Origin of the sequence: Rouxiella sp. T17 (assembly GCF_036663475.1) — a bacterium.
Classification (GTDB): domain Bacteria; phylum Pseudomonadota; class Gammaproteobacteria; order Enterobacterales; family Enterobacteriaceae; genus Rouxiella.
Genome location: NZ_JAWUEA010000038.1, coordinates 46,602 through 72,445 on the forward strand (window position 1 = coordinate 46,602; position 25,844 = coordinate 72,445).

The following is a 25,844-nucleotide window of genomic DNA, read 5'->3' on the forward strand; positions in this document are numbered from 1 at the left end:
AGTGAACTGTGAGGCGTATGAAATAAAAAACCGATATCCCGCTTTCAAGATACCGGTTAAGAGGAAAATCCGCTGGCTGGACAGGATATTACAGCGTTTGCGCCAGCTTGAGTGTGGCGGCAATGTTGCGCGCAGATTTACGCAGATTGTCGGCGGCGTTGGCCAGCGCGTCTTCCAGCGAGCAGATGCTGTAAAGCACGGAGAAAACGGCGTCGATGCCGTGATCAAACACTACGTCAACGTCTTTGGTCAGGCTGCCACCGATGGCGATCACCGGTTTGTTATAACGTTTTGCCACGCGCGCGACGCCAATCGGCACCTTGCCGTTAATGCTTTGGCTGTCGATTCGTCCTTCGCCGGTGATCACCAGCGTGGCGTCTTTGACCAGCGCGTCTAACCCAAGCGCTTCGGTCACAATATCAATGCCTTGCCGCAAATCGGCCTGACAGAATCCGTGCAGCGCCGCGCCCATTCCACCCGCCGCGCCCGCGCCGGGTACGTTATCGACCTCTATGCCGAGGTCCCGTTTAATCACCTCGGCGTACTGTTTGAGATAGCCGTCGAGCTGGGTAACCATCTCCGGCGTCGCGCCCTTTTGCGGCCCGAAAATCGCCGACGCGCCGTTTTTGCCGGTCAGCGGATTAGTGACGTCGCAGGCCACTTCAAAACGACAATCTTTGATGCGCGAGTCTAATTCGCTGACATCGATCGTTGCTAACTCCGCCAGCGCGCCGCCGCCGTAACCGATCTCTTTGCCCTGTTTATCAAGCAGTTTCGCACCAAGCGCCTGCATCATGCCCGCGCCGCCGTCGTTGGTTGCGCTGCCGCCGATGCCGATAATGCAGTGATCCACGCCGCGATCGAGCGCGCTTTTAATCAGTTCGCCGGTGCCGTAAGAGGTGGTTTTTAAGGGATTACGTTTTGCCTGCGGCACGCTTTCCAGGCCGCTGGCGGCGGCCATCTCGATAAAGGCTATTTTCTCGTCGCCAGAGAGGCCAAAAAATGCGTCGATCGGTTCGCCAAGCGGCCCGGTAACCTTGATTTTTATCACTTTCCCCTGCGTTGCGGCGACCATGGCTTCAACGGTGCCTTCGCCGCCGTCGGCAACCGGCAGCCGAAAATAGTCGGCATCTGGAAAGATTTCACGAAAGCCGCTTTCGATGGCTTTTGCCACCTCCAACGCGGACAAGCTCTCTTTAAACGAATCGGGTGCGATGACAATTTTCATAAACAATCCCTTTTTGGCCCAAGTCTTTAGCATAGTACGTACAGAGGAATAGTACGTGTAGGAGAATAGTCCGTGTAGAGGAATAGTACGTGCAGGAAAGATGGAGACAAAAAAGGGCAGGCCGAAGCCTGCCCTACTGTTTTTCATTACAACTAAAAGTTTTCATTACTGCTAAAAGCGAAAGCGGGTTACTGTGCGAGCAGGTAGATCTTGCTGTCGCCGCGCTGAATATCCAGCGCCAGCACGCCCGGCTTGCTGTCGAGAACCTTGCGCAGCTCGCCCAGATTATTCACCGCCTGCTGGTTTACGCCGTGAATAATGTCGCCTTTTTTCAGCCCGACACGCGCCGCCGTTGAGCCCGGCTTCACGGTATCAACTTTCACGCCTTTCTGGCCGTTGGCATCAAAGTTGCTCAGCTCGGCCCCTTCGATTCCGGTATACACCGTCGCGGACGCGATTTGCGCAGGCTGCGTGCTCTGCTGCAAGGTCACGTCAACGCTCAGCGGTTTGCCGTCACGCAGCAGGCCGATGGTGATTTTGCTGCCAATCGCCATCGTGCCGACGTCGGCACGGAACGAGGCGAAGCTGCTGATCGGCTTGCCGTTCATGCTGACAATCACGTCGCCCGCTTTAATACCGGCCTTTTCGGCGGCAGATTTCGGCAACACCTGGCTGATAAAGGCGCCGCGCTGCGCGTCAACCTTCATGGCTTTCGCCAATTCGGAATTCAGCTCGGTACCCATAATGCCCAGCTCGCCGCGTTTCACCTGGCCGAACTCAACCATCTGCTTAGTCAGGTTCTGCACCATGTTGCTCGGAATGGCAAAACCAATGCCGATGTTGCCGCCGTCTGGCGCAAGAATGGCGGTGTTCAGGCCGATCAGTTCACCGTTGAGGTTGACCAGCGCGCCGCCCGAGTTACCGCGGTTGATAGCGGCATCGGTCTGGATAAAGTTCTCGTAATTTTCGATGTTCAGCCCGCTACGACCCAGCGCGGAAACGATACCCGAGGTCGCGGTTTCGCCCAGTCCGTAAGGGTTACCGATGGCGACAGTGTAGTCGCCCACGCGCAGCTGTTCGGAATCGGCAAACTTGATGGCGGTCAGATTTTTGGCATCGATCAGCTGAATCACGGCGATATCGGACTGAGGATCCTTGCCGATCACTTTCGCGGTGAAACGACGTCCGTCGTTAAGCTGAACGGTAATTTTATTGGCGTTGTCGACCACGTGATTGTTGGTCACCACGTAACCTTTCGCCGCATCAATAATGACGCCGGAACCCAGCGCCTGGAAGGCCTGTTTGGCCTGCGGCTGCTGTGGCTGGCCGTCGTCGCTGCCATCATCACCGCCCGCGCCGCCCTGCTGGCAAACCGGGGAGTTCTGGAACGGGGAACCATCCTGACAAAGCGGGGAATTCTCACCAAAGAACTGCTGGAATTGTTGTCCCATGCGCGGCGTTTTCACGGGCGCGCTGCCGTCGATATTAATGCTGACCACGGAAGGCATCACCTTCTCGAGCATCGGGGCGAGGCTTGGAACCTGGGTAGAACTTGAAGATGCAGTCTCTGCAGCCAATGCCGATGAAACAGGCGCGACAGCCATACCAACACTTAACGCCAATGCGCTCAAGAATAGAGTAGTTTTTTTCATCAGAAGAAATCTCTTTAAATTATTGGGTGGCGACAGGGCTTTGCCACCTTGTCAGGTAGTCGATTACTGAGATTTTATTAATAACCCGAAGTTCATCTTCGTCGAACTGACAATAGTAAAAAAGTATTGTCATAATTTACAAAAGCCTACTTTTTAATCAGCCTTTTATGGGGATAAACGCGGTGAAAATCGCCGTTTTTACCCCGATTATTCTGCCGCCATCAGTCGGCGATACTCGTCGTAAGCATAAAGATCGGTCATGCCGCTGATGTAATCCTGAATCATCCGCGCACGATGATAATATTCCATCACCTCTCTTTCTTCCTGCGGGCGGTTTAAAAGCCGTGCCATCGCCTCGCTATAGGCTAATCGGTGCTTGGCAGAGAGTTTATGAAATAGCCTTGTTTCAATAGGATAGCTCCGATGCGTGTCTTTCTCGACTAATTCGCTAAAATCGTCGAGCGGCATATCGAGCAACGGGCTGTAAATATCCAGCAGGCCGCTTATCACGCGATACCCCTGTAACTCCAGCTCCTCGACCTCGTAGTGATTAAAGACGTGCTTGAACGCCACGCTTTTATAACTCTCCAGCAGGCGGTTGGCCTGACTGTCATCTTCAAGTAAAGCCTGATTGAAGGTTCCTGAAAATATTGACGATAAATTACTTATGAAACGCGTCGCGGCGTGCGGAACCAGCTGTTTTACCGTCTGGACGCGCAGCTCCATAAAGAAGTAATCGACCGGATTGCGGAAGGTTCGCGCCCGATCCATTTTCTGATACGCCACCTCGACCACCTTATCAAACAGGTCGCCCGCCGCGCTTTCGCCCCACTCTTTTTTAAGATGTCGATAGAGCTGCTCGACGGTAAAAATGTCTTTTTCGACCGCGTCTTCCAAGTCGGCGATACAGTAAGAGATATCATCCGCCGCCTCCATGATGTAGGTCAGCGGAAAGCGACTGAACTCGCCCAACCCGACCTCGGCGCGCAGGCGTTGAATAAATGGCTCTTCAGAAAGATAAAAGCCCGGCTTTTTCATCAGGTAATCACAGGTTTCTGGCAAGGGCTCAAACCAGTAGGCCGGACGGGTATATTTGAGGATGCAGGCGGTTTGGGTAAAGGTCAGATTGAGCTTCAGCAGGGTAAACACCAGCCGAATCGCCTGCGCATTGCCGTCGAAATGACACAGATCGTAGCGCACCTTTTTGCGCAGTAAATCCAGCGTTTCGTCTTGCCCTTCGCGGCGTAAAAAGCCCAGACTACAGCTCTCGAAGGCCGTGCTGCCGCTTTTAAGACTGGCGAGATCCATGCGTTTGGCGAACCAGTTATTGATCGCCGATTCGCCAAAATGCCCGAACGGCGGATTGCCAATGTCATGCATCAGGCAGGCCATTTCGACCACGCTTTCAAAGGGATCGCTGGATCCGCTCAGGCCAAGACTTTCCAGACTGCCCGCCTTGCCGAGATGATAAAGAATCTCTTTGGCGATGTGTCGGCCAACTTGCTGCACCTCCATCGAATGGGTCAGACGGCTGCGCACGGCGGCGTTTTTTTCCAGCGGAAAGACCTGCGTTTTCTGCTGCAAACGGCGGATCGCGGCGGAGTTGATGATTCGCCCGCGATCGCTCTCGAACTGGCGAATAATGTCATACGCATCCGCGGTTTCAATCGGCGGACTAAAGGGACGCTGAACGTTGAATTTCGTTTTAAAATCGATCCCAGACATGATTTCCTACCTTATCAGACACTTCATCCGCCAGTGTTGCCCAGTCTACGCGGCAGCAAACGCATTAATTCCTCTCATTAGCCATGATAGACTATGCCGCATTGGTCGAGGCCGTGTCCAACGCTGCGCCTCCAAAAGAACCGTATTTTCCATGCCCTGACTCCTGGCGAGCGGGGGACAATTTTCTTATCTGCACGCATTTATCTTCAAGGTAGGCATTATGAAAGTAGGCATCATCGGCGCAATGGAGCAGGAAGTCACCCTGCTGCGCGACAAAATCGAAAATCGTCAAACTATTCAACGCGCTGGCTGTGAAATCTACACCGGCCAGCTGCACGGCGTAGACGTCGCGCTGCTGAAATCCGGCATCGGTAAAGTCTCTGCGGCGATGGGCACCACCCTGCTGCTGGAACATTGCCAGCCTGACGTAGTGATCAATACCGGTTCAGCGGGTGGCTTGGCTAACACGTTGAAAGTCGGCGATATTGTGGTCTCTGAAGAAGTGCGTTATCACGACGCCGACGTCACCGCGTTTGGCTATGAGCCGGGCCAGATGGCCGGTTGTCCGCCCTCTTTCGTGGCCGATGCCGAGCTGATTAAACTCGCCGAAAGCTGCATCACCGGTCTGAATCTGAATGCCGTGCGCGGCCTGATTTGCAGCGGCGACGCGTTTATTAATGGCGCAGAGCCGCTGGCGCGTATCCGCAATACCTTCCCAACCGTCGCTGCGGTCGAGATGGAAGCCGCCGCCGTGGGCCACGTTTGTCACCTGTTCAACACGCCGTTTGTGGTAGTTCGCGCGATTTCTGACGTCGCCGACACCGAATCGCACCTGAGCTTTGAAGAGTTCCTGGTGGTCGCGGCCGAGCAGTCGACCTTAATGGTAGATGCCATGCTGAAATCGCTGGCAGCGAAAGCGGCATAATCGACCTTGAAGCCCTTGCCGGGACAAAGTTTGCGTAAAAAGAACCTGCTTAACATTCGTTTGCTAAACATTCGTTTGCTTAGCAGGAGCTTGCTGAGCGCGTTTTTGCTGACCGCGCTGTGGCTGCCTTTTGCGGCGACGGCGCAGGTCGCTGAGCGAGTGATTAGCCTTGCGCCCAATCTCACCGAGCTGGCCTACGCCGCCGGTTTGGGTGACAAGCTGGTGGGCGTCAGTGCTTATTCAGACTATCCGCCGCAGGCAGAGAAAATCGAGCAGGTGGCGAACTGGCAAGGGCTTAACGTCGAAAGAATTTTGGCGTTGAAACCTGATTTGGTGCTGGCGTGGCGTGGCGGTAATCCGCAGCGCCCGCTGGATCAGCTAGCCTCGCTCGGGATCAACATTATTTATCTGGATCCTGAAAGCGTCGAGCAGATTGCCACGGCGCTAGACTTTCTCGCCGATTACAGCGCCACGCCAGAGAGCGCGCACGCGGCGGCAGACAAGCTCCGCCAGCAGCTAAGCCAGCTCAGGGCGCGTCACGTGCAGCGTCCGCCGTTACCGGTATTTATTCAATTTTCGACCCAGCCGCTGTTTACCACTTCCGGAAAAACCCTGCAAAATCAGATAGCCAGCCTTTGTGGCGCCGAGAATATTTTTGCCGACAGCCCCGCGCCGTGGCCGCAGGTCAGCCGCGAGCAGGTGTTAAGCCGTAAACCGCAGGCGATTATTTTTCCGGGCGACGCCAAGGGAAAAGCAGCGATTCAAGATTTTTGGCACGGACAGCTCGAGGTGCCAACGCTGGCAGTTAACGAAGACGGGTTTAATCGCGCAGGTCCACGAGTCATGCTGGCGGCGCAGCAACTGTGTGCCGAAATCGACGCCCTCTCTTCTCGCCTCAACGTGCGCCAAAAAAACCATAAAAAAAACCCGCGCCGAAGCACAGGTTTCTTGTTGTTTCACTCTGTAGAGTCACTCAATCTTCTACTCTCTAGAGCAAATAAACGCTTAGATGCTGAAGGATGAACCACAGCCGCAGGTGGTTTTAGCGTTCGGGTTAGTCACCACGAAGCGGGATCCTTCCAGTCCTTCGGTGTAATCCACCGAACCACCGACCAGATATTGCAGGCTCATTGGGTCAACCACCAGCGCAACGCCAGATTTCTCGATGGTCATGTCGCCGTCGTTAATCTTGTCGTCGAAGGTGAAGCCGTATTGGAATCCGCTGCAACCGCCGCCGGTAATGTACACGCGCAGTTTCAGGGCTGGATTCTCTTCGTCGGCCACCAGATTTTTCACTTTACGGGCTGCGGCTTCAGTAAATTGCAACGGCAGCGCGACGGCTTCGTCGAAGGTTGGCTCGCTTAAAATAGGTTCACTCATAATAATTACTCCCAATCCGAATTCTGTTCAGGCCGTCGGATTGACTGTCTGAATAATGAACTGATTATCTTATACCTGCATCACAGATTCAAGTATGAGCCGTTTTGCCCACGCCGTCCCGCATAATTTAAGAGTTACTTAACTTTATCACAGGGAGGATTATCCGCCCGTGCTATCTGTGCTAACGCCCTGCTGCTGACGTGCGGCCTGTTCTCTTTCCTGCTTCTGTAACGTGCGGGTTAATAGAGCCGAATACAAGGGCTTACCGCCTAAAAACTGCGCCAGCAAGGTCGCGCCGAGGCAGGTAATAATCATCGGCAAAATCAGCTGATAGTTTTCAGTCATCTCGAGCACTAACACAATGCCGGTCAGCGGCGCACGCACGGTGGCGGCAAACAGCGCGCCCATTCCGGCAATCGCAAAGGTGCCCGGCTGAATGCCGTACTGCGGAAATATCGCGGCGGCGGCCATGCCAAACGCGGTGCCAAGCAGCGTGCCGAGCGCCAGCATTGGCGCAAAAATCCCGCCGGGCGCGCCGGAGGAGAAGCACAACAGCGTGGTCGCCACACGGGTGATGAAAATAAACAGCAGCATGCCGAGCGAATATTTGCCCGCCGCCGCCAGCGGGATCAGCGCGAAACCGCCACCCGCCGCTTCGGGCTGGATCAACCCGAGCAGGCCGCAGAAACCGCCCAGCACGCCGCCAATCAGCAGGATTTTGCGCAGATTGCCGCCGTGCAGCTTGGCAAACATGTCCTGCGTGCGGAAAATGAGTGCGTTAAAACAGACGCCTACCCCACCAAATACCATGCCCAGCACTAAATAAAGCCAGAAAGTATTGAGCGAAACGTTCGCCAGCATGCCGACATCAATCACCGCGTGCTCGCCGTTAAACAACCGATAAACAATGCTCGACATGATCACGCCGATAAACACCGCTTTGACCGAAATCAGGCTGTAGCGAAACTGTAGACGCATCTCTTCGATGATAAACAGAATGCCGGCCAGCGGCGCGTTGAAGGCCGCCGACAGCCCCGCCGCCGCGCCCGTCGCCAGTAACGTGTGGCGTGCTTCGGCGCTGCGCATACGGAAAATATCCGCCAGCATCTTGCCAAGATTGGCCCCCATCTGCACCGTCGGCCCTTCACGTCCCAACACCATTCCCGCGCCGAGCGTGCCCATGCCGCCTACAAATTTCACCGGAATTACTCGCCACCAGCGCACGGGCCGCAGCTCTTCCAGCGCGCCTTCAATCTCGGGAATGCCGGAACCGCTGGCCTCGGGCGCAAAGCGGCGCACCAGATAATAGCCCAGCATCGCCAGCAGCGCAGAGGCGATAAAAGTCAGCGGCCACAGCAACCAAGCGTGGCCGCTGACGTGGTCTAAACTCGAAAGCCTGACGTGCATCACCCAGTCAACGGCCTTCTCGAACGCCACGCCGAGCAGTCCGGCCAGCATGCCGACCAGCGCGGCGACGATCAAAATCGCGACGGGCGTTTTGTCACGACGCAAGAATTGGCGCAAAACGTCGGTCGGACGCCTGCGCTGAGGAAGCCCTGAAGGCGTGGGCTGCGTTACCGAGGATTCAGTCATGAGATTCTTTTTAATCTTATTTTTAAGAAAGTAAGCGGAAAAATCAGGGTAAAGAGTTAATCATAAAAATCGCACAGACGGGATGCATAATATATTTCTTAACCTTTCACAGGCCGTCAAAGATTTCATAACGGCGCCATGTTCTTTAGAATAGGGCATAGCGTGAGGCTGTCAGCACAGACGGCCTTTTCACAGTACTCTTTTTCCTCGGGCGAGATTACCAAGCCAGCCCGAAAAAAAACCAGGAGCCGATCAATGAGTAAGTCAGAAAGTCTATTCACCCAAGCGCAAACGCTGATCCCCGGAGGCGTTAACTCGCCGGTGCGTGCGTTTAACGGCGTTGGCGGTGTGCCACTGTTCATTGAACGTGCCGATGGCGCGTATTTATATGATGCGGATGGCAAAGCCTATCTCGACTACGTGGGTTCGTGGGGTCCGATGGTGTTGGGCCACAACAACGCCGCCATTCGCGACGCCGTTATCGAAGCTGCCCAGCGTGGCCTGAGCTTTGGCGCGCCGACCGAAATGGAAGTCAAAATGGCCGAACTGGTCACCACGTTGGTGCCAAGCATGGACATGGTACGCATGGTGAACTCCGGCACCGAAGCCACCATGAGCGCCATTCGTCTGGCGCGCGGCTTCACCCATCGCGACAAAATCATCAAGTTTGAAGGTTGCTATCACGGCCACGCCGACTGCCTGCTGGTGAAAGCCGGTTCGGGCGCGCTGACGCTGGGCCAGCCAAATTCACCGGGCGTGCCGGCCGATTTCGCCAAGCACACCCTGACCTGCACCTTTAACGATCTCGATTCCGTGCGCACCGTGTTCGAGCAGTATCCTGAAGAGGTGGCCTGTATTATCGTCGAGCCGGTTGCCGGTAACATGAACTGCGTACCGCCACAGCCGGAATTCCTGGCGGGCCTGCGCGCGCTGTGTGATGAATTCGGCGCGCTGCTGATTATCGATGAAGTGATGACCGGTTTCCGCGTCGCACTTGGCGGCGCTCAGGCGCATTACAATGTGGTGCCAGACCTGACCTGCCTCGGCAAAATTATTGGCGGCGGCATGCCGGTTGGCGCGTTCGGCGGACGTCGTGAAGTGATGGAAGCGCTGGCACCGACGGGTCCGGTTTATCAGGCAGGTACGCTTTCAGGTAACCCGATCGCGATGGCCGCCGGTCTGGCCTGTCTGACGCAGGTTTCCCAGCCGGGCGTACATCAGAAGCTGACCGACTTGACCACTCAGCTGGCGGAAGGTCTGAAAGCCGCCGCCGCTGCGGAAAACATTCCATTGGTAGTCAACCACGTTGGCGGCATGTTCGGCGTGTTCTTTACCGAGCTCGAAACCGTGACCTCTTATCAAGACGTGATGCAGTCCAACGTCGAGCGCTTCAAGAAATTCTTCCACTTGATGCTGGAAGAAGGCGTTTACCTCGCCCCTTCCGCTTTCGAAGCTGGCTTTATGTCGCTGGCCCACACGCCGGAAGATATTCAGCACACCGTCGACGCCGCACGTCGCTGTTTCGCCAAGCTGTGATTTTCTAAATAAACAGGCCTGTCGCCAGGTAACCTCTCTTCTTGAAAGAGAGGTTGTTAAAACCAAAGTTATTGTAGCGACAGCAGCTTATTAAGGTGGCGACAGCAGCTTGTTAATGTGCCGACAGCAACTTGTTACGGTATCTAAGCACAGTCTCGACCGCCGTGGGGCTGTGCTTATTGTTTACGGATGGGTTAGCAGGTAGATCGGCTGGCCGGCGATTTCCATTCTCCACATCAGCCACTGCCCTTTTGACCTCCAGCAGCTTGTTTTTCGCGCTCGCCCTTACCGCGACGCCGCCGTTAATTCCCTGTTGTCCGAGAATGCCGAGGCTCATTCCCGCATTCATCATCTCCACGCTGGTACTGTTATATTTTCCGCCCAGCGGCGTTTTCCCGATCGCATAACCCGCCGCCACCGCGCCTAAAATGCCCGCTCCGGCAGCATTCCCAATATTCGGCGGTAACAAGAAATAGGCGCCTACGCCGGTAATTCCTCCACCCACCGAACTCAATAGAATGTTTTGCATAAAGGCCGCCCACTCATGCTGCGGATAAGTAGTCTTACTGCTGTAAGTGACATAATCTGACCCTTGAAGCCCTATCTTGGTGTCATTCGACGTTGCCGATAAATTGATTCGGGTGCGCAAAAGCTGCTCGGTGGTGTATTTCAATCCTTTGTAATCGTAATGACCGTTGGCCTTGTTATGCTCAAACAGCAGGCTTACGCCGATTCTATTTCGCGCCAATACGCCTACGCCCGCGCTGAATCCGACAGGCATTTCCTTTGTTATTAGCTTATTCGGCCCCGTCATTAACTTATTGGAAGAGATCCCGGCTAACGCGCCCGTTTCAAGATTAATAAACACGTCGGGAGAGATCTTGTTCGGCTTGCCGAATAGGCTGTCGACAATAGTTTCGGAGGGCAACGTCAGACGCAATTGAAGCGCGATTCGTGCATAACCTACGCCCATGAAAGGTACGCCGTAACCCGCGTGCAGTAAGGCGACGCGAGATTTTGGCGAGCAGGTTTCCCTTATCATCTCGGCCAGCAGGTTTTTATTTTCTATCTTGCATTTCTTGAGTGATTCGGCGAGCGCGTCACGTGCCGACGCCTGCTGATGAGTTTGTTGCTCAATACTGATTACCGCCGATCCGGTTCTGATTGCCGCGGATTCCGCTCTGATTACTGCCGAATAGTCGTCAATGAGTTCACGCACCACGTCGGGCGTCACATTCAACCTCTTCGCCATATTAATAAGCACCTCTTCATGAACTTCACTGAGTAACTGCTCAAGAAATTCGGCTATCTCAGATAAAACTTTATTACTGACCTCCTCATAAGCATGATGATAAATATGGGCGACGGTGTTAACTAACGTATTCTCTTTCACCGAAGGCAGGCATTTTGTTGCGTAATGGCAACAGCTATTATTCTGTTTAGTTGCGGGAATATCATTTTCTGTAATCCGCGGCAGGCTTTTAGGTTGGGTTGAAATAACCTGACCGAGCGAAGGAGAAGCAGAGGCGCTCGCCACGCTTTCAATATTTCGAATGAGATTTGAGGTGTGATTATTTGAAGTTTGGTTATTTGAAAGATAATAATCAGCAGGCAGATTATTGGAAATAATATAAGGCAGCGTGGGCGGAATATCCCCGCGAGAGACAAATAAAGAGAGCATAGTTATTCCTGGTTAATAAATGGTTTTAAATAATACAGAAGAAATAGAAAAGGCATTCCCCCGTCGATAACAGAGGAATGCTTTTATGGGTCTTATTTATAATCTAATGAATAAAAAATAATAAAAAATACATCTGCACTAATAAAAAAGAACTCATTTTTCCATCGCGCATTTCTTTAACGCTAACGCGGCTGATTTACGTTCCAGTTCCAGCGCACCGCGATGAGCCAGGATGCAGAAAATAATGCAGCACACCGATCCGCCCATCAAGAGATAGAATCCGGCATGCCAGCCGTATTTATCAACTAACACGCCAAACAGGATGGTGCCGAACGAGCTGCCCAGAATATAACTTAGGAATCCTCGCAGCCCAACGGCCGAACCGACGGCAAAGCGTGGCACGATTTCCATGGTTTGTACCGAGGCCAAAAATTGCGGCACGTAGATTAAACAGCCGACGGTACAGGCAAAAAACGAAATCAGGAATACCGAATCGCTTTCCCAGTAGCCGAGCAGGCAGAAGAAGATGATGGACATGCAAATAATGGCGAGCGGCATGCGTCGCCCTTTAAATAGCTTATCGGTTAACCAGCCGGCCAGTAAGGTAGACGGTATCGCTGCCCATTCAAAGAATAAGAACGCGACACTCATCTCTTCTTTAGAAAAGTTTTTCACCGTCAGAAGATAGATAGGTAACCAGCTGATAACACCAAACCTGACCATATAAACAAACACGTCAACAAAAGAGACATACCAGGCGTTTTTATTTTTCAGCACGTAGGTGCAGAAAATCTGGTACGAATTCATATTTTCAGGCGGCAGTGCTAAATCATTATCATCAATAATAATTTTTTCATGAGGTAGCATTTCATCGAGGCTGGGTAATCCTTCCTGAGGCGGCGTGCCCTTTCCGAGCGTTAAAATAATGCCGGTAAATAACACCGCGACGCCGGCAGGAATTATATAGTGTGCAATCCGCCAGTGTTCGGTGCCCACCGTCGCCAGAGCAACGCCGATAAGAGGGGCCACAATGCCGCCGCCGATGTTATGCGATATGTTCCAGAAAGCCGTAACGCGACCGCGCACGCTCTTCGGGAACCAGTTGGCGATGGTAATAAACGATGGCCCGACGCCCATGCCCTGAAAGAGGCCGTTACATACCACCAGCGCCACAAAGACCCAGAACATGTTGCTGAATCCGAGCGCGACGTTGACCACGGCGCACATAAACAGGCCGCACGCCATAAAGACTTTGGGGCTCATCTTGTCGGACAGGCTGCTCATAACCCCCTTGCTTATGCCGTAGGCAATCAGCATACAGCTGCTTAAAAAGCCGATTTGCGTCGCGCTTAGTTCAAGGTGATCTTTTAAATAAGGCGTTGAGAGAATAAAATTGCTGCGCACAATATAATAAGCCATATAGCCTAAAAATACGCTCATCAAGGCCTGAACACGATATAGCCGATAGGTTGCCGGAATATCCTCCGTGGCAACCTTTCTGGCGTTTTTACTTTGAAACACTGTCATAATTAAATATTCCTTTATATGATAAAGCCTAATATCGAGATTTTTATTAACAGTCATCAAGCTATTTTAACCGCGCGGCAACCTCTCTTTTCCTTACAAATCAGATGATTTATTTTTAGACACCTTATCTCAGATAAGTACGGCGAATACTCATATAAAACGCGCTTTATATTTTCGATCGCTATTCTTTAATATCTATTTTTTAACTTTCATGTTAATGCAAAAAAAACGGGGGATCTCCTGAGAGATCCCCCGCCAAATGATTTATTATTTTTAAATAAACAGTGTTATTTTTTCTATTTAATAACCCGCTAACGTGACCCTTTAAATCAATCCGTTTAATTCAACCTATTTAACTCAAACTGTTTAACCCGACCTATTTATGCCGCCTGTTTACGTAATAAATAGATAAAATACGGTGCGCCGATAAAGGTCGCCAGCAGCCCGGCCGGGATCTGGTTCGGGAACAGGATCATGCGACCACACCAGTCGGCCAGCACCATCAGTAATCCGCCCAGCACGCTCGCCACCATCCACTGCGGCAAAGCCCGCCTAAAACCTAACATTCGCGCCATGTGCGGGGCCATCAGTCCGATAAAACTCATCGGCCCGACGGTTAACGTCGCGACGGCGGTCATCACGGCGGCCATTGCCAGCAGCGCAATACGACTGAACGTCAAGGGCAAGCCAATCGACCGGCCCGTGACGCTGCCCAGCGGCAGAATGGTTATCCAGCGACGGAAGAACGGCACCAGCGCCAGCAGCACGAGAGCCAAAATGGCGCTGCGCCACGCCTGCGCCACGGTTACCGAATAGGTTGAGCCTGAAATCCACGACAGCAAATCGCCCATGCGCGGGTCGCCGCTCGCCAATAACAGGCTTAAAACCGTGTTAAAGGCGGTGCTAAGCGCGATGCCGGTTAACAGCATGCGCTCCGGCGAAAATCGGCGTAAACCCGAAACCAGCATGATAATCAGCAGCGTTACGCCTGCTCCGAGGCTTCCGGCAGGCAGCAGCCATGCGAAGGCGTCGCCGGGCACTAAAAACAGCATCAGCACTACGCCGAACGCCGCGCCCGAGCTAATCCCCAACACTTCCGGGCTCGCCATCGCGTTGCCCGTCAGTTTTTGGATAATAACGCCCGCAGAGGCGAGCATCACGCCCGCCGCCAGCGCGGCAAAAATACGCGGCGTGCGCCACGGCAGCAGCAGGTCAAGCTCGTGCCCCATCGACCAATTCCAGCCCTGCGCGTTGCGGCCAAAACAGAAGGCGACGGCCAGTCCGGCTAGCAGCAGCGCGCCCGCCAGCAGCATCCAGCGTAGCAAATGGTGACGCTCTTTCGGCACGTGATCGCCCTGATTCATGGGCGGCGGCACGGCGCTGTGGCGCAAACGCGGCAGTAGCCACAGCAGAATCGGCGCGCCCACCAGCGCCGTTGCCGCCCCCGTCGAGACCTCAAACCACACGCCGCTCAGCCACATTACGATTTGGTCGGTGAGCCACAGCAGCAGCGCGCCGATAATCGGTGCCAGCACAAGGCGCGAAAACAGCCGCCGCGCGCCGAGAATTTTAGCCAGCAGTGGGGCAAACAGGCCGATAAAACCGATAATGCCGACCGCGTTGACCAGCTGCGCACTCATCAGAATCGCTATCGCCAACACTACGAATCGCGCCGCCGACAGCCCGAGCCCGAGATTTTTGGCGATGCCGTCGTCCAGCCCCAACAGCGTCATCGGTCGCTGTAGCAAAAACGCCAGCAGCCAGACCACCACGAGGCGCGGCAGCAGAAAGCTCGCCGTGCTCCAATCCTGCTGGTTAAGCGAACCCGTGTTCCAAATGTAGAGGCTTTGCAGCTGCTGGAAGTTGAACAGCCCAAGCAGGCTGCTGACCGCGCCGCAGTAAAGGCCGAGCACCAGACCCGCTAGAATCAGCGTTACCGGCGACATTCGCTTGCCCCACGCCACGCCGAACACCAGCAGGCCGACCACCATCGCGCCGAACATTGCGGCAAACTGCTGGGTGAATTCACCGCCCGGCAGGCTCCACAATGTCGCGACCGTCAAACCCAGCTGCGCACCGGCAGAAACGCCCAGCGTCGAGGGTTCGGCCAGCGGATTGCGCAGCATCTGCTGAAACAGCAGCCCGACCAGCCCGAGTCCGGCACCGGCCAGCAGCGCAACGGCGGAACGCGGTAACAGGCTGTAATGAAACAGCATTTGGCGGACGTCATCGATATTGGGCCGCCATAGCGCCTCGCGCCACAGGGCAAAAGGCAGCTGTTGATGCAGATTATAAAGCGTGAGCAGCACGCAGATTGCCGCAATAAAAATCAGCAAAATCAAGGTCTGGCTGAGTGAGCGGCGATTCATGCGGGCTTCCCGAGCGTATTCGATAAAATATGACAAAAGCGCATGGCGCACAGCGTCGCGCCGTAGAACCAGACGGCGGGCACGATGCTGAGCTGGTTTTCGCGCACAAACGGCAGCGATTGCCACAGCGGCGAGCGAGCGACCTCATCGATTATCGCCTTGCTGCCGTGGTCGAAGCACAGCGCACGGGCGTTTTTGATCGACGCCAGCCGCTCAATGCCGACCGTCGCGCTGCCCCAATAATTTTTCTCGCCGTCCCAGGCGTTAGTTAAGCCGACGTCGCTCATCACTTCCTGCAATAAACTGCCTTCGCCAAACACCAAAACGTGACGTTTATCGAGGAACGAAAACAGCAGCACGGGTCGATCGGCGGCGGATTTCAGCTGTTCGCGGGTTTGTGCGACGACCTCGCGATAGCGTTGCAGATGCGCGGCGGCCCTCTCCTGCAAGCCTAAATAATCGGCTAAGTTATTGAGGGATCGAATCGCCTGTTGCAGCGGATGACCACTGCCGTCGTTGGCGGTCACGGTGAGCACGGGGGAAATAGGCCTCAGCTTGCCGGCTTTGGGTCCATAACCTTGCGAGACCAAAATCAGCGAAGGATTCATCTGCTGAATCAGTTCCAGATTGGGCGCGGTGCGCAGTCCGACCTCAACGACCGACGGCGGCAGCTGCGGCTCTTCCACCCACAGGTTGTAATTGGGGATATCGGCCACGCCCATCGGCGTTACGCCCAGCGCCAGCAGCAGCTCGACGGGCAGCCATTCCAGCGCAATGATGCGGCGCAAATCGAGGGGCGGCGAGGAGAACGCGGGCAGCGAAGCCACCAGCGGTGCCAAAGCCAGCGCCTGCAAGACGCGACGGCGCGTTAAATTATTCATCCAAACCTAATCCACGCTGGTTGATAAGAGGTTGTTAATCAATGGCTTTTATAAACTCTTGCTAATAAACGAAGCTAATCGGCGAACCTCCGGCCGGATGTGGCACGGTGCCCATCGGAATGCCGTAAACCTGCTCCAGTACCTCGCCATTCATCATCGCTTCGGGGCTGCCTTCGGCAATCATTTTGCCACCGCGCAGCGCCACCAGACGGTCACAATAGCGCGCCGCCATATTAATGTCGTGCAGCACGGCAATTACCGTTAAGCCTTTTTGATGGCTAAGCCGTTGAATCAACGCCAATACTTCGACCTGATGCGCAATATCCAGCGCGGAGGTCGGCTCGTCGAGCAGTAAACAGCGGCTGTCCTGCGCTACCAGCATCGCGAGCCAGGCGCGCTGACGTTCGCCGCCGGAGAGGCTGTCGACCAGACGCTGGGCAAAAGGCTTGAGGCCCACCAGCTCGATCGCCTCGTCAACCTTCTCGCGATCCTGCTGACGAAATCGCCCCAGCGCGCCGTGCCACGGATAACGCCCCATCGCCACCAGCTCGTGAACCGTCATGCCTTCCGCGGTGGGAAGTTGCTGCGGCAGATAGGCGACCTGACGGGCAAAGGCCTTGCTTTCCCACTGATCGACCGGCTTTTCGTTAAGCAAAACCTGCCCTGAAGAGGCGGGCTGATGACGGCCCAGCATTTTCAGCAGGGTCGACTTGCCGGAGCCGTTGTGACCAATCAAACCACAGACTTTGCCCTGCGGAAAGGTGAGCGAAAGCGGCGCGAGCAGCGTGCGTCCGGGCACGGTAAAACTGACCTGATCCAGACGATAAACGCTGTCGGCAAGCGCCGGTTGCTGCTCTGTAGGGGCAGTATTCATAAGGGCCTATCTTAAGTTAATCGGGCGCATAACAAGATGCGCCCGACTGTTTTCAGAACGGAAAAACCGGTTAGAAATGGAAAGTTGCGGTGGCGGTAATCTGACGATCGGTGCCCCAATAGCAGGCATAATCGCGATAACAGCTGGCAACGTATTCGCGGTCAAACAGGTTGTTAACGTTTACACCCACGGAAGAGCCCGGCAGGCCGAAACGTCCGAGATCGTATTTCACGGTGGCATCGACAATGGCGTAACTTGCCACGTTAAACGACTTGTTGGTGTCGTTGCCGGTGGTGTAGAAGCTCGATGTCGCGCCAACATAACGCACGCCGGAACCCACGGTAAAGCCGCTCAGCGCCGTCTCGTGGAAGGTGTAATCCGCCCACAGCGACGCCATGTTGCGCGGCACTTCTACCGGACGCTGGCCTTCATAGTTGGTGTCGTGCGTATATTTCGCATCGGTAAAGGTATACGAAGCGATAACATTTATATTGGCATTTACGGCGGCTTTTGCTTCCAGCTCGACGCCGCGTGAACGAATCACGCCGGATTGTACGCTTGCAAACGTGTTGTCTGGGTCAACCGTCAGATTGTTGTCTTTGGTCAGCTGATACACCGCCGCCGTCAGGCTGATTGGGCGATCGTCAGGAATAAACTTCAGGCCCGCTTCGTACTGTTTGCCGATGGAAGGTTTGAACGGCATGCCGTTTGCTGTCGATCCAGAAGTCGGTTCAAACGATTCGCTATAGCTGAAATAAGGCGAAATGCCGTTATCAAACAGATAGTTCAAACCGCCGCGCCACGTGAAACGATGGTCCTTGATTTCCGCCGTCGTGCCGCTGGTGCGCGTTAGGGTTGAGGTTTTAGCGATGTCATAACGGCCACCGGCGGTCAGGATCCAGTGGTTCCACTCGGCCTGATCCTGCATATACAGGCCCGTTTGCTCCTGACGATTCAACACGTTATACAGGAAACCGCCCTGCATATTGGAGTCGTTGTAGTTCGGATTGGTCAGGCTCAAATTGCTGGCGCTGCCGTAATCCGCATCAATACTGTTGCTCATGCGCATGTAATCGACGCCCATCAGCAAGGTGTGCTCGACGGCGGCGGTAGAGAATTTGGCCTGCGCCTGCGTATCAACGTCAAAGTTATTCAGCTTTTCTGCCGAGACCACCGATGCGCGAGAAATCTGCGCTGGCGCGACATAACCGGTGTCATAAATGCCGGTATATTTGCTGTCGATTTTGGTGTAGCGCAGGTTCTGACGCACGGTCCAGGTGTCATCAAACTGATGGCCAAAGCTGTAGCCGACCATCTTTTGATTGCGTGACAGTTTGCTGTTAGCGTCGCCGTCGTTGAAATCGGTCGAGAGTTTGCGCGCATTGCCGTTGGCATCGTAGTAAGGCACTACGGTGCCCTGACGCGGCATCCAGCCGTAGAATCCAGAATCTGGATCGTCCTGGAAATTGCTCAGGAAGGTGAATTCAGTTTTGTCGTCAGGACGCCAGCTGAAGGAAGGCGCAATGGCGAAACGCTTCTCTTTGGCTAACACCTGCTGGGTATTTTGGTCTTTCGCCAAGCCGGTCAGACGATAGGAGTAAACGCCCGCGTCGTCGATGGCGTCGCTGAAGTCGAAGCCGGTCTGATAAAGGCTGTCGGAGCCCATCGAGAACTGAATTTCATGCAGCGGCTGAGTGGTTGGGCGTTTGCTGACCATGGTGATCACGCCGCCCGGATTGCTCTTGCCGTAAAGCACGGAGGCCGGGCCGCGCAGCAGCTCGACGCGCTCAAGGAAATACGGGTCCATCGAGACTTCAGAATAGTTGTCGCCCTGAAGCTTGATGCCATCCAGATATTGGTTGGTGTTGACGGAGGTAAAACCGCGGATAGCAACGGCATCGTAAGTGCTTGAGCTGCCGCGGCTGGCGAAAACGCCCGGCGCATAGTTTAACGCTTCTTTAACCGTCGTCGGCTGGCGCATGTCCATCTCTTCACGCGTGACCACCGAAATTGACTGCGGCGTCTTGACGATTGGAGTGTCGGTTTTTGTGCCGCTCGCGCTTTGCTTGGCAACGATAGTCGGGGCTGGACCCCACGCGGACTCTGGCGCGACGTTGGATGTGCCATCGCCGACCACGGTGATTGTGTCGTTTTTTGGCGCACTCGTCGGCGTTTCAGCGGCAAGCGATTGAAAAGTAAGGCTAGACATCGCGACGGCGATCGTCAGGGCGAGTTTATTTCGGTTAAAGATCAGGGAGCAGTTTTTCACAGATGCAGCGCGCATTTGAGCCATGTTTTTATCTCTGGAGATATTGGAATAGGAATAGAAACGATAATTATTATTATAACGATCGCACTATATGCTTAAGGCCAAGATATCTGCAAGAGCATTTACTTTTAACGCTTCGCTGAACAATAGCGAACGAGGAGATATTTCCCTGCAAAGCCTGTGGGAAATAGTAGGGGAAGCCAGTCAATACGCGGCTTGCCGAGAGAAACAAAAAAAGCGCGATTTGCATCGCGCTTTATATTTTGTGGCTGATATTGCTCTAGACTTTGCGAAAATAGCGCTGTCGGCGTTATTTACTGCCGAACATGTCTTTTATCCACCCTGCCACACCATTACTGTCTTTCTGCTCATCCTGAGGCTGCTGCTGCTGTTGCTGCTGCGGCTGGCCCTGCGGCTGATTTTGCTGCTGCTGCTGTTGCAACAGCTGTTGTTGCTGTTGCTGCTGCTGATAAGCCGCGGCCTGAGCAGCCTGACACAGGTTGTTGGCGTCATCGGTCCAGACTGGAATGGTGCGCAGTCCGCCGCCGGAGAGCAAGCCACCGCCGGAATTACAGATGAAGTTACCGCCGTCATCTATGTTCATCATGCTGACGTCATCCGGCACCTGAAGATCCAGCGGCATCGGCGTAATGTTGCCGAGGTAGCGGCTGTACAACGCCAGCGCGCCGGTTGAACCCCAAAGCTTGGACGGACCGTTGTTATCGCGGCCAACCCAGGTAATCGCCACCTGATTGCCGTCGATACCCGCGAACCAGCTGTCACGTAGTTCGTTGGAGGTACCGGTTTTCGCCGCCAGATGCAGCTTCGGATATTTCACCGCCAGCGCGCGCGAAGTCCCTTCAGACACTACCTGCTGCATCGCGTACAGCGTCAGGTAAGCGGCTTCGGCAGGAACAACGCGTTCGGCCTGCGGATAGCTCTGATAAAGCACCGTGCCGTCATCGCCAATCACCGAACGCACCGCCGACAGTGGCGCCTTGTTACCGCCGCTGGCGATCGTCTGGTACTCCTGCGCGACTTCCATCGGCGTCAGGGCAATCGCCCCGAGCAGCATCGACGGCGTCTGGTTCAGCGACTCTTTCGGCACGCCAAGGTTAATCAGCGTTTTGGTGATGTCATCCAGACCCACCGCCATGCCGAGGTTAACCGTGGGTACGTTCATTGAACGGGCCAGCGCGTCGACCAGCAGCACTTGTCCACGGAACTGATTATCGTCATTGTGCGGCGACCAGGTCTGGCCGTTAGACAATTTGATTGCCAGCGGCTGGTCAGCCAGCACGGTGTTCAGACGGTATTTATTCGGATCGCTCAGCGCGGTCAGATAGGTCGCAGGTTTTGCCAGAGATCCCACCTGACGACGCGCCTGCATCGCACGGTTGAAGCCCGCAAACTGCGTCTCCGCTCCGCCGACCATGGCGCGAACTTCGCCGGTATAACGGTCGACAATCACCATCGCGGTTTCAATATCTTTAAAGCCGCTGCGCTTGCGAAGCTGTGGAATACCCTCTTCCACCGCTTTTTCAGCGCCGTCCTGCGCGATCGGATCCAGCGTGGTGAAGATCTTCACGCCCGACATCTGGGTGATTTTGTCGCCCAGTTTTTGCTGCAATTCCTGACGCACCATCTGCATAAACGCAGGCTGAGGCGAAATCACGCCGCCTTTTGGCTGAACGCCAAGCGGACGCGCAGAGAGCATGTCATACAGCTCTTTGTCGATCACGCCCTGCTCCTGCAACAAACGCAGCACCAGATTACGGCGTTGCAGCGCCAGCGTCGGGTTGCGCCACGGGTTGTAGAGCGACGCGCCTTTAACCATGCCGACCAACAGCGCCTGCTGGTCAAGACTCAGCTCGTCAACCGGACGACCAAAGTAGTAAAGGCTCGCCAGCGGGAAGCCGCGGATCTGGTCGGATCCGCTCTGCCCCAGATAGACCTCGTTGAGATAAAGCTCGAGGATGCGATCTTTGCTGTAACGCGCGTCCATCAGCACCGCCATATAGGCTTCGCGGGCTTTACGCCACAGCGTGCGCTGATTGGTCAGGAACAGGTTTTTCACCAGCTGCTGGGTAAGCGTACTGCCGCCCTGCACCGCGTGTCCGGCGGTAATGTTTGCCAGAAAGGCGCGACCAATCGAGTACGGGCTGATGCCGTCGTGCTCGTAGAAGTGGCGGTCTTCGGTAGCAACCAGCGTCTGCACCAGCAGGTCGGGGAATCCGGCGCGCGGCACAAACAGACGCTGTTCGCCATTCGGCGATTGCAGCATGGTAATCAAACGCGGATCGAGGCGGAACAGCCCGAAGTCGCGATTGTTATCGGTATTTTTGATCTCGCTCAGCTGGTTGCCCTTGAAGATCAGACGGGCGTTAATCTGCCCTTCTTTACCATCAGGGAAATCAAACGGACGACGCAGCAAATCAATATTGCCGCCTTTAACGCTGAATTCGCCCGGACGCGTAATGCGCGTCACTTCGCGGTACTGGGTCCCTTCGAGCAGGTTGATCATCTCTTTCTGGGTGTAAGGCGAGCCCGGTTCCAGCGTAACCATACGGCCATAAACGGCGGCCGGCAGCTGCCAGACTTTGCCATCAATACGGCTGCGAATTTCAGAATCAAGATAAACGCCGTACGCGGCCATGATCACCACGAAAACCAGGAACAGCTTGATCAACAGGCTTAACCAGCGGCGCGGCTTGCGCGTTTTCTTGCCGCCGCCAGACTTGCCTTTTTTCGTCGACTTACCTGTCATGCGCGGCTCCTGAGGTACTGCATTACTGCTAACATCATCATCAAATTGCTCATCATCGTCTTCATCGCGTCGGCGAAACACAGGACGCCCACGGGTGGGCTTGGGGGGTGACGGTTTGCCTTTACGGCCAATCGGCTCGCGATCATCGCCAGACATACTTAATCTCCATCAGACCCAGCTAACATGTGCCGGATACATTTACTGCAGTAATCAAAGGTACTGCGCTTGTTGTAAAGAAGGCCGTGTAAAAACTGGCGCTTACTCTGTGCCGCGTCTTTCCCCAATAATAGAAGAAAGGTCTGAAAACTAGCTGTATTTTTTGACTCTGCGCGTTGGCGCAGCCTCGGCGGGATTATCCGGCCACGGGTGTTTAGGGTAGCGGCCTTTCATCTCTTTTTGAACTTCACGATACGAGCCCTGCCAGAACGCCGCGAGATCGCCGGTTATCTGCAACGGACGATGAGCCGGAGAAAGCAGCTCCAGCACCACGGCGACGCGTCCTTCGGCCAGCATCGGGCTGCGCTGCTCGCCGAACATCTCCTGAATACGCACCGACAGCGCCGGTGGCTGGTCGCTATGATAGCGGATTGCCAGCCGGCTGCCAGTCGGAACGGTGTAATGGGTGGGTAAATTAGCGTCAAGATACTGACGCTGTTGCCAACTGAGCAGCCGCAGCAGCGCGTCGTGCAAATCGACCTGTTGCAGCGCCCGCAGGCTGCGCACGCCGTTTAGCGACGGCAACAGCCACTGCTCGAGAGTATCCAGCAAACTTTGGTCATCGACCGCAGGCCACGGTTTTTCGGGCAGCCATTTTGCGGCGCAGGCCAGACGAAGGCGCAGCTGTTCGGCGGGCGCGGACCAGCTCAGCGCCTGCAAACCTTGTCCACGGATCCAGTCGATTAGCGCCTGCTGTAAATCTTCATCCGCCGGTTTGGCCTGCGGCTGGGCTTTTAACACCAAACGTCCAACCTGCCAGCGCCGCCACGCGCGCAGCGTGCCCTTTTCTTCATCCCATTCGACCGCCGTCTGCTCTTTCACTACCTTCGGCAATCGCGCGGCCAGCTGGCTGACATCAAGGGAAATCGCCAGCAGAATACGCGCATCAGGGCTGTTATTGCCCTGCAACAGCTGAGGCGCAACCAGCCAGCCCGCGCGGCTCAGCGCATCGTCCTGTGGCAGCGACGCGCCCAACCCGTTGGCCAGCAGATAACGCCCGTCAAGCCCGCGACGTTCGGCGATGCGATCGCTAAACGCTTCGGCCAGCAGCCACGGCGCAAGGCTGCTATCAACCTGCCCTGCACTGCGCGAAAGCCGCTGACTGAGCTGACGCGCGCGCCGCTGCCAATGTGGCTGAGGTCGGCTGAGCCAATAGTCGATGTCGGGCTGTCCGCCGCGCGGCGGTTCTTCAATAATGGCCGCCAGCAGCGCGGCCGTCGCCAGCGCGTCGCCTCCCTGCTGTTCGGCGTGGACCAGCATCGCCGCCAGCCGAGGATCACAGCCAAGCTGCGCCATGCGGCGGCCCAAAGGCGTTAAACGCTGCTGATCGTCTACCGCACCGAGCGACGCCAGCAATTTTTGCGCGACCGCCAGCGCGACGGCGGGCGGCGCGTCGAGCCAGGTGAGCTGCGCGGGATCAGGACATCCCCACTGCAACAGGTCGAGCCATAATCCGCTTAAATCGCTCTGTAAAATCTCGGCTTCGCTCTGTGCGGCGGCGCGTTCGGCCTGATCCTTGCTGAATAAATGCCAGCATTGGCCGGGTTCGAGACGCCCTGCACGCCCCGCGCGCTGGGTCATCGCCGCCTGACTGATGCGCTGGGTTACCAGCCGCGTCAGGCCGCTGCGCGGGTCAAACTGCGCGCTGCGTTCGAGGCCGCTGTCGACCACCAAACGAATGCCCTCTATCGTCAAACTGGTTTCGGCAATATTGGTTGCCAGCACCACTTTTCGGCGGCCTGCGGGCGCGGGCTGAATCGCTTTCTGCTGTTGTTCCAGCGACAGCGCGCCGTACAGCGGGCAGATATCCACCTCGTCGCTTAGTCGGCCAGTGAGCAGGTTTTGCGTGCGGGTGATCTCCGCCACGCCCGGCAAAAACAGCAGCATCGAGCCACTGTTTTCGGCCATCAAACGGCTGACTGTTCGCGCCACGCCTTCATCCAGCCGTTCGTGGCTGGCGAGCGGCAGATAGTGGCGTTCAACCGGAAAACTGCGCCCTTCGGAGATAATCACCGGCGCATCGGGCAGTAAAGGCGCGAGCCGCGCGTTGTCCAGCGTCGCCGACATAATCAGCAGCCGCAAATCTTCGCGCAGCCCCTGCTGTACGTCGAGCAGCAGCGCCAGCGCCAAATCGGCCTGCAGGCTGCGTTCATGAAACTCATCGAGGATCACCAGCCCGTAATCGGCCAGCTCGGGATCCTGCTGCACCATGCGGGTCAGAATCCCCTCGGTGACCACTTCAAGCCGCGTCTCGGCACCTGTTTTCGACTCGGCGCGCATCCGGTAGCCGATCGTTTGGCCGGGCTGCTGATTCAGCTGCTGCGCCAGTCGATAAGCCACGCTTTTCGCCGCCAGCCTGCGCGGTTCGAGCAGCAGAATCTTGCCCGTAATCATGCCGGACTCGAGAATTTTGAGCGGCAGCCAGGTCGATTTACCGGCACCGGTAGGGGCGTGCAGCAATACCTGCGGCGACTGTTTTAGCGCAGTGAGAATCGGCTCGAGTACGGCTCCGACGGGCAGTGAGGACACGGTGGCTCCAAAAATCATTCAATATCTTGGCGGGCATTGTAATAGAAAAAATTGTCGTCGGGCGGGATGAATTGTAGCATCTGGCCCTGCTGCCGAAAGGTGACGCCCCGTTTTATGACTCACGCCAAGGAAAATTTATGTCTGAATCACGCCGCCTGTTCTTTGCCCTCGCGCTGCCGCCTGCGCTGCAAAAGCGGGTGATTCGCTGGCGTGCGGAAAGTTTCGACCCCGACGCCGGACGCCCGATTGCGGCGGCGAATCTCCACCTAACGCTGGCATTTTTAGGCGAAATCAGCGATTTCAAAGCGGGCGTGCTGGGCGATATTGCCGGGCGAATTCAGTCGCCAAGCTTTAGCCTGCTGCTTGACGATCTCGGTCACTGGCCGCGGCCGGGCGTAGTGTGGCTCGGCACCCGTCGCGCGCCGAACGCGCTGTTACAGCTGGCGTCACTGCTGCGCTCTCACGCGGCGCGCAACGGCTGTCATCCTTCGACGCTGCCTTTTCATCCGCACGTTTCCCTGCTGCGCGGCGCGACACGGCCCGTCGCGCTGCCCGCCGCCACGCCGCAGTGGACGCTCGACGCCAGCGAGTTTGGCCTGTATGAATCCCGCTATCATCAGGGTCGCACCCGTTATCAGCGCCTGCAAAGCTGGCCGCTGGTGGCGCCCTCTTCCTCCTCTTCTGATTAATCG

The 25,844-nt window shown here is 55.6% G+C and carries 17 protein-coding genes; 4 read left to right on the forward strand and 13 right to left on the reverse strand.

Annotated elements, in window-relative coordinates; all coding sequences use genetic code 11:
• Positions 1-88 precede the first annotated feature (88 nt).
• From SC206_RS16685 to dgt, 3 genes are all read right to left on the reverse strand, one after another.
• Positions 89-1,228, reverse strand: coding sequence for a glycerate kinase (locus tag SC206_RS16685; protein ID WP_332738847.1), 1,140 nt, complete (start codon positions 1,226-1,228; stop codon positions 89-91).
• Between the two features lie 188 nt (positions 1,229-1,416).
• Entirely contained in the window at positions 1,417-2,880 is a 1,464-nt protein-coding gene (gene degP, locus SC206_RS16690) for a serine endoprotease DegP (RefSeq protein WP_332738849.1), read from the reverse strand.
• Between the two features lie 207 nt (positions 2,881-3,087).
• Positions 3,088-4,605 (reverse strand): dGTPase, encoded by a 1,518-nt coding sequence (gene dgt / locus SC206_RS16695; protein WP_332738851.1) that lies wholly within the window; start codon positions 4,603-4,605, stop codon positions 3,088-3,090.
• A 220-nt stretch (positions 4,606-4,825) separates the two neighbouring features.
• Between dgt and mtnN the strand changes: the two genes are divergently transcribed.
• The gene (mtnN, locus tag SC206_RS16700; RefSeq protein ID WP_332738853.1) at positions 4,826-5,530 is read left to right on the forward strand and encodes a 5'-methylthioadenosine/S-adenosylhomocysteine nucleosidase; all 705 of its coding nucleotides are present in this window, start codon (positions 4,826-4,828) and stop codon (positions 5,528-5,530) included.
• Between the two features lie 30 nt (positions 5,531-5,560).
• Complete coding sequence (gene btuF / locus SC206_RS16705) at positions 5,561-6,553, forward strand: vitamin B12 ABC transporter substrate-binding protein BtuF (RefSeq protein ID WP_332738857.1); 993 nt, start codon at positions 5,561-5,563, stop codon at positions 6,551-6,553.
• On the opposite strand, the gene erpA is transcribed toward btuF, so the two are convergent.
• The gene (gene erpA, locus SC206_RS16710) at positions 6,536-6,910 is read right to left on the reverse strand and encodes an iron-sulfur cluster insertion protein ErpA (protein WP_332738859.1); all 375 of its coding nucleotides are present in this window, start codon (positions 6,908-6,910) and stop codon (positions 6,536-6,538) included. The genes btuF and erpA overlap by 18 nt on opposite strands.
• 159 nt (positions 6,911-7,069) lie before the next feature.
• Complete coding sequence (gene clcA, locus SC206_RS16715) at positions 7,070-8,503, reverse strand: H(+)/Cl(-) exchange transporter ClcA (RefSeq protein ID WP_332738861.1); 1,434 nt, start codon at positions 8,501-8,503, stop codon at positions 7,070-7,072.
• 255 nt (positions 8,504-8,758) lie between these two features.
• Between clcA and hemL the strand changes: the two genes are divergently transcribed.
• Complete coding sequence (gene hemL / locus SC206_RS16720) at positions 8,759-10,039, forward strand: glutamate-1-semialdehyde 2,1-aminomutase (protein ID WP_332738863.1); 1,281 nt, start codon at positions 8,759-8,761, stop codon at positions 10,037-10,039.
• 112 nt (positions 10,040-10,151) lie between these two features.
• Here hemL and SC206_RS16725 read toward each other — a convergent pair whose 3' ends face one another.
• The 8 genes from SC206_RS16725 to hrpB all read right to left on the reverse strand — a co-directional run bounded on the left by SC206_RS16725 (position 10,152) and on the right by hrpB (position 25,152).
• Positions 10,152-11,720 (reverse strand): hypothetical protein, encoded by a 1,569-nt coding sequence (locus SC206_RS16725; protein WP_332738865.1) that lies wholly within the window; start codon positions 11,718-11,720, stop codon positions 10,152-10,154.
• A 153-nt stretch (positions 11,721-11,873) separates the two neighbouring features.
• Positions 11,874-13,247 carry a phosphoglycerate transporter PgtP gene (gene pgtP, locus SC206_RS16730; RefSeq protein ID WP_442976118.1) on the reverse strand — a complete coding sequence of 458 codons (1,374 nt, stop codon included), beginning with the start codon at positions 13,245-13,247 and terminating at the stop codon, positions 11,874-11,876.
• A 380-nt stretch (positions 13,248-13,627) separates the two neighbouring features.
• Positions 13,628-15,616, reverse strand: a complete 1,989-nt coding sequence (gene fhuB / locus SC206_RS16735; RefSeq protein WP_332738867.1) for a Fe(3+)-hydroxamate ABC transporter permease FhuB — start codon at positions 15,614-15,616, stop codon at positions 13,628-13,630.
• Complete coding sequence (gene fhuD / locus SC206_RS16740; protein ID WP_332738869.1) at positions 15,613-16,497, reverse strand: Fe(3+)-hydroxamate ABC transporter substrate-binding protein FhuD; 885 nt, start codon at positions 16,495-16,497, stop codon at positions 15,613-15,615. The genes fhuB and fhuD overlap by 4 nt, the downstream gene beginning before the upstream one ends.
• Before the next feature lie 61 nt (positions 16,498-16,558).
• Positions 16,559-17,371 carry a Fe3+-hydroxamate ABC transporter ATP-binding protein FhuC gene (gene fhuC, locus SC206_RS16745; RefSeq protein WP_332738871.1) on the reverse strand — a complete coding sequence of 271 codons (813 nt, stop codon included), beginning with the start codon at positions 17,369-17,371 and terminating at the stop codon, positions 16,559-16,561.
• Between the two features lie 70 nt (positions 17,372-17,441).
• Positions 17,442-19,664, reverse strand: coding sequence for a ferrichrome porin FhuA (gene fhuA, locus SC206_RS16750; protein WP_332738873.1), 2,223 nt, complete (start codon positions 19,662-19,664; stop codon positions 17,442-17,444).
• 286 nt (positions 19,665-19,950) lie between these two features.
• Entirely contained in the window at positions 19,951-22,563 is a 2,613-nt protein-coding gene (gene mrcB / locus SC206_RS16755; protein WP_332738875.1) for a bifunctional glycosyl transferase/transpeptidase, read from the reverse strand.
• A 150-nt stretch (positions 22,564-22,713) separates the two neighbouring features.
• Positions 22,714-25,152 (reverse strand): ATP-dependent helicase HrpB, encoded by a 2,439-nt coding sequence (gene hrpB, locus SC206_RS16760; protein WP_332738877.1) that lies wholly within the window; start codon positions 25,150-25,152, stop codon positions 22,714-22,716.
• Between the two features lie 137 nt (positions 25,153-25,289).
• Between hrpB and thpR the strand changes: the two genes are divergently transcribed.
• A complete protein-coding gene (gene thpR / locus SC206_RS16765) occupies positions 25,290-25,841 on the forward strand; it encodes an RNA 2',3'-cyclic phosphodiesterase (RefSeq protein WP_332738878.1) in 552 nt (183 codons plus the stop codon).
• Positions 25,842-25,844: the final 3 nt, after the last annotated feature.

Coding starts and splice junctions, on each gene's coding strand:
- SC206_RS16685 (WP_332738847.1), bottom strand. CDS start 1,228: ATGAAAATTGTCATCGCACCCGATTCGTTTAAAGAGAGCTTGTCCGCG.
- degP (WP_332738849.1), bottom strand. CDS start 2,880: ATGAAAAAAACTACTCTATTCTTGAGCGCATTGGCGTTAAGTGTTGGT.
- dgt (WP_332738851.1), bottom strand. CDS start 4,605: ATGTCTGGGATCGATTTTAAAACGAAATTCAACGTTCAGCGTCCCTTT.
- mtnN (WP_332738853.1), top strand. CDS start 4,826: ATGAAAGTAGGCATCATCGGCGCAATGGAGCAGGAAGTCACCCTGCTG.
- erpA (WP_332738859.1), bottom strand. CDS start 6,910: ATGAGTGAACCTATTTTAAGCGAGCCAACCTTCGACGAAGCCGTCGCG.
- clcA (WP_332738861.1), bottom strand. CDS start 8,503: ATGACTGAATCCTCGGTAACGCAGCCCACGCCTTCAGGGCTTCCTCAG.
- hemL (WP_332738863.1), top strand. CDS start 8,759: ATGAGTAAGTCAGAAAGTCTATTCACCCAAGCGCAAACGCTGATCCCC.
- SC206_RS16725 (WP_332738865.1), bottom strand. CDS start 11,720: ATGCTCTCTTTATTTGTCTCTCGCGGGGATATTCCGCCCACGCTGCCT.
- pgtP (WP_442976118.1), bottom strand. CDS start 13,247: ATGACAGTGTTTCAAAGTAAAAACGCCAGAAAGGTTGCCACGGAGGAT.
- fhuB (WP_332738867.1), bottom strand. CDS start 15,616: ATGAATCGCCGCTCACTCAGCCAGACCTTGATTTTGCTGATTTTTATT.
- fhuD (WP_332738869.1), bottom strand. CDS start 16,497: ATGAATAATTTAACGCGCCGTCGCGTCTTGCAGGCGCTGGCTTTGGCA.
- fhuC (WP_332738871.1), bottom strand. CDS start 17,371: ATGAATACTGCCCCTACAGAGCAGCAACCGGCGCTTGCCGACAGCGTT.
- fhuA (WP_332738873.1), bottom strand. CDS start 19,664: ATGGCTCAAATGCGCGCTGCATCTGTGAAAAACTGCTCCCTGATCTTT.
- mrcB (WP_332738875.1), bottom strand. CDS start 22,563: ATGTCTGGCGATGATCGCGAGCCGATTGGCCGTAAAGGCAAACCGTCA.
- thpR (WP_332738878.1), top strand. CDS start 25,290: ATGTCTGAATCACGCCGCCTGTTCTTTGCCCTCGCGCTGCCGCCTGCG.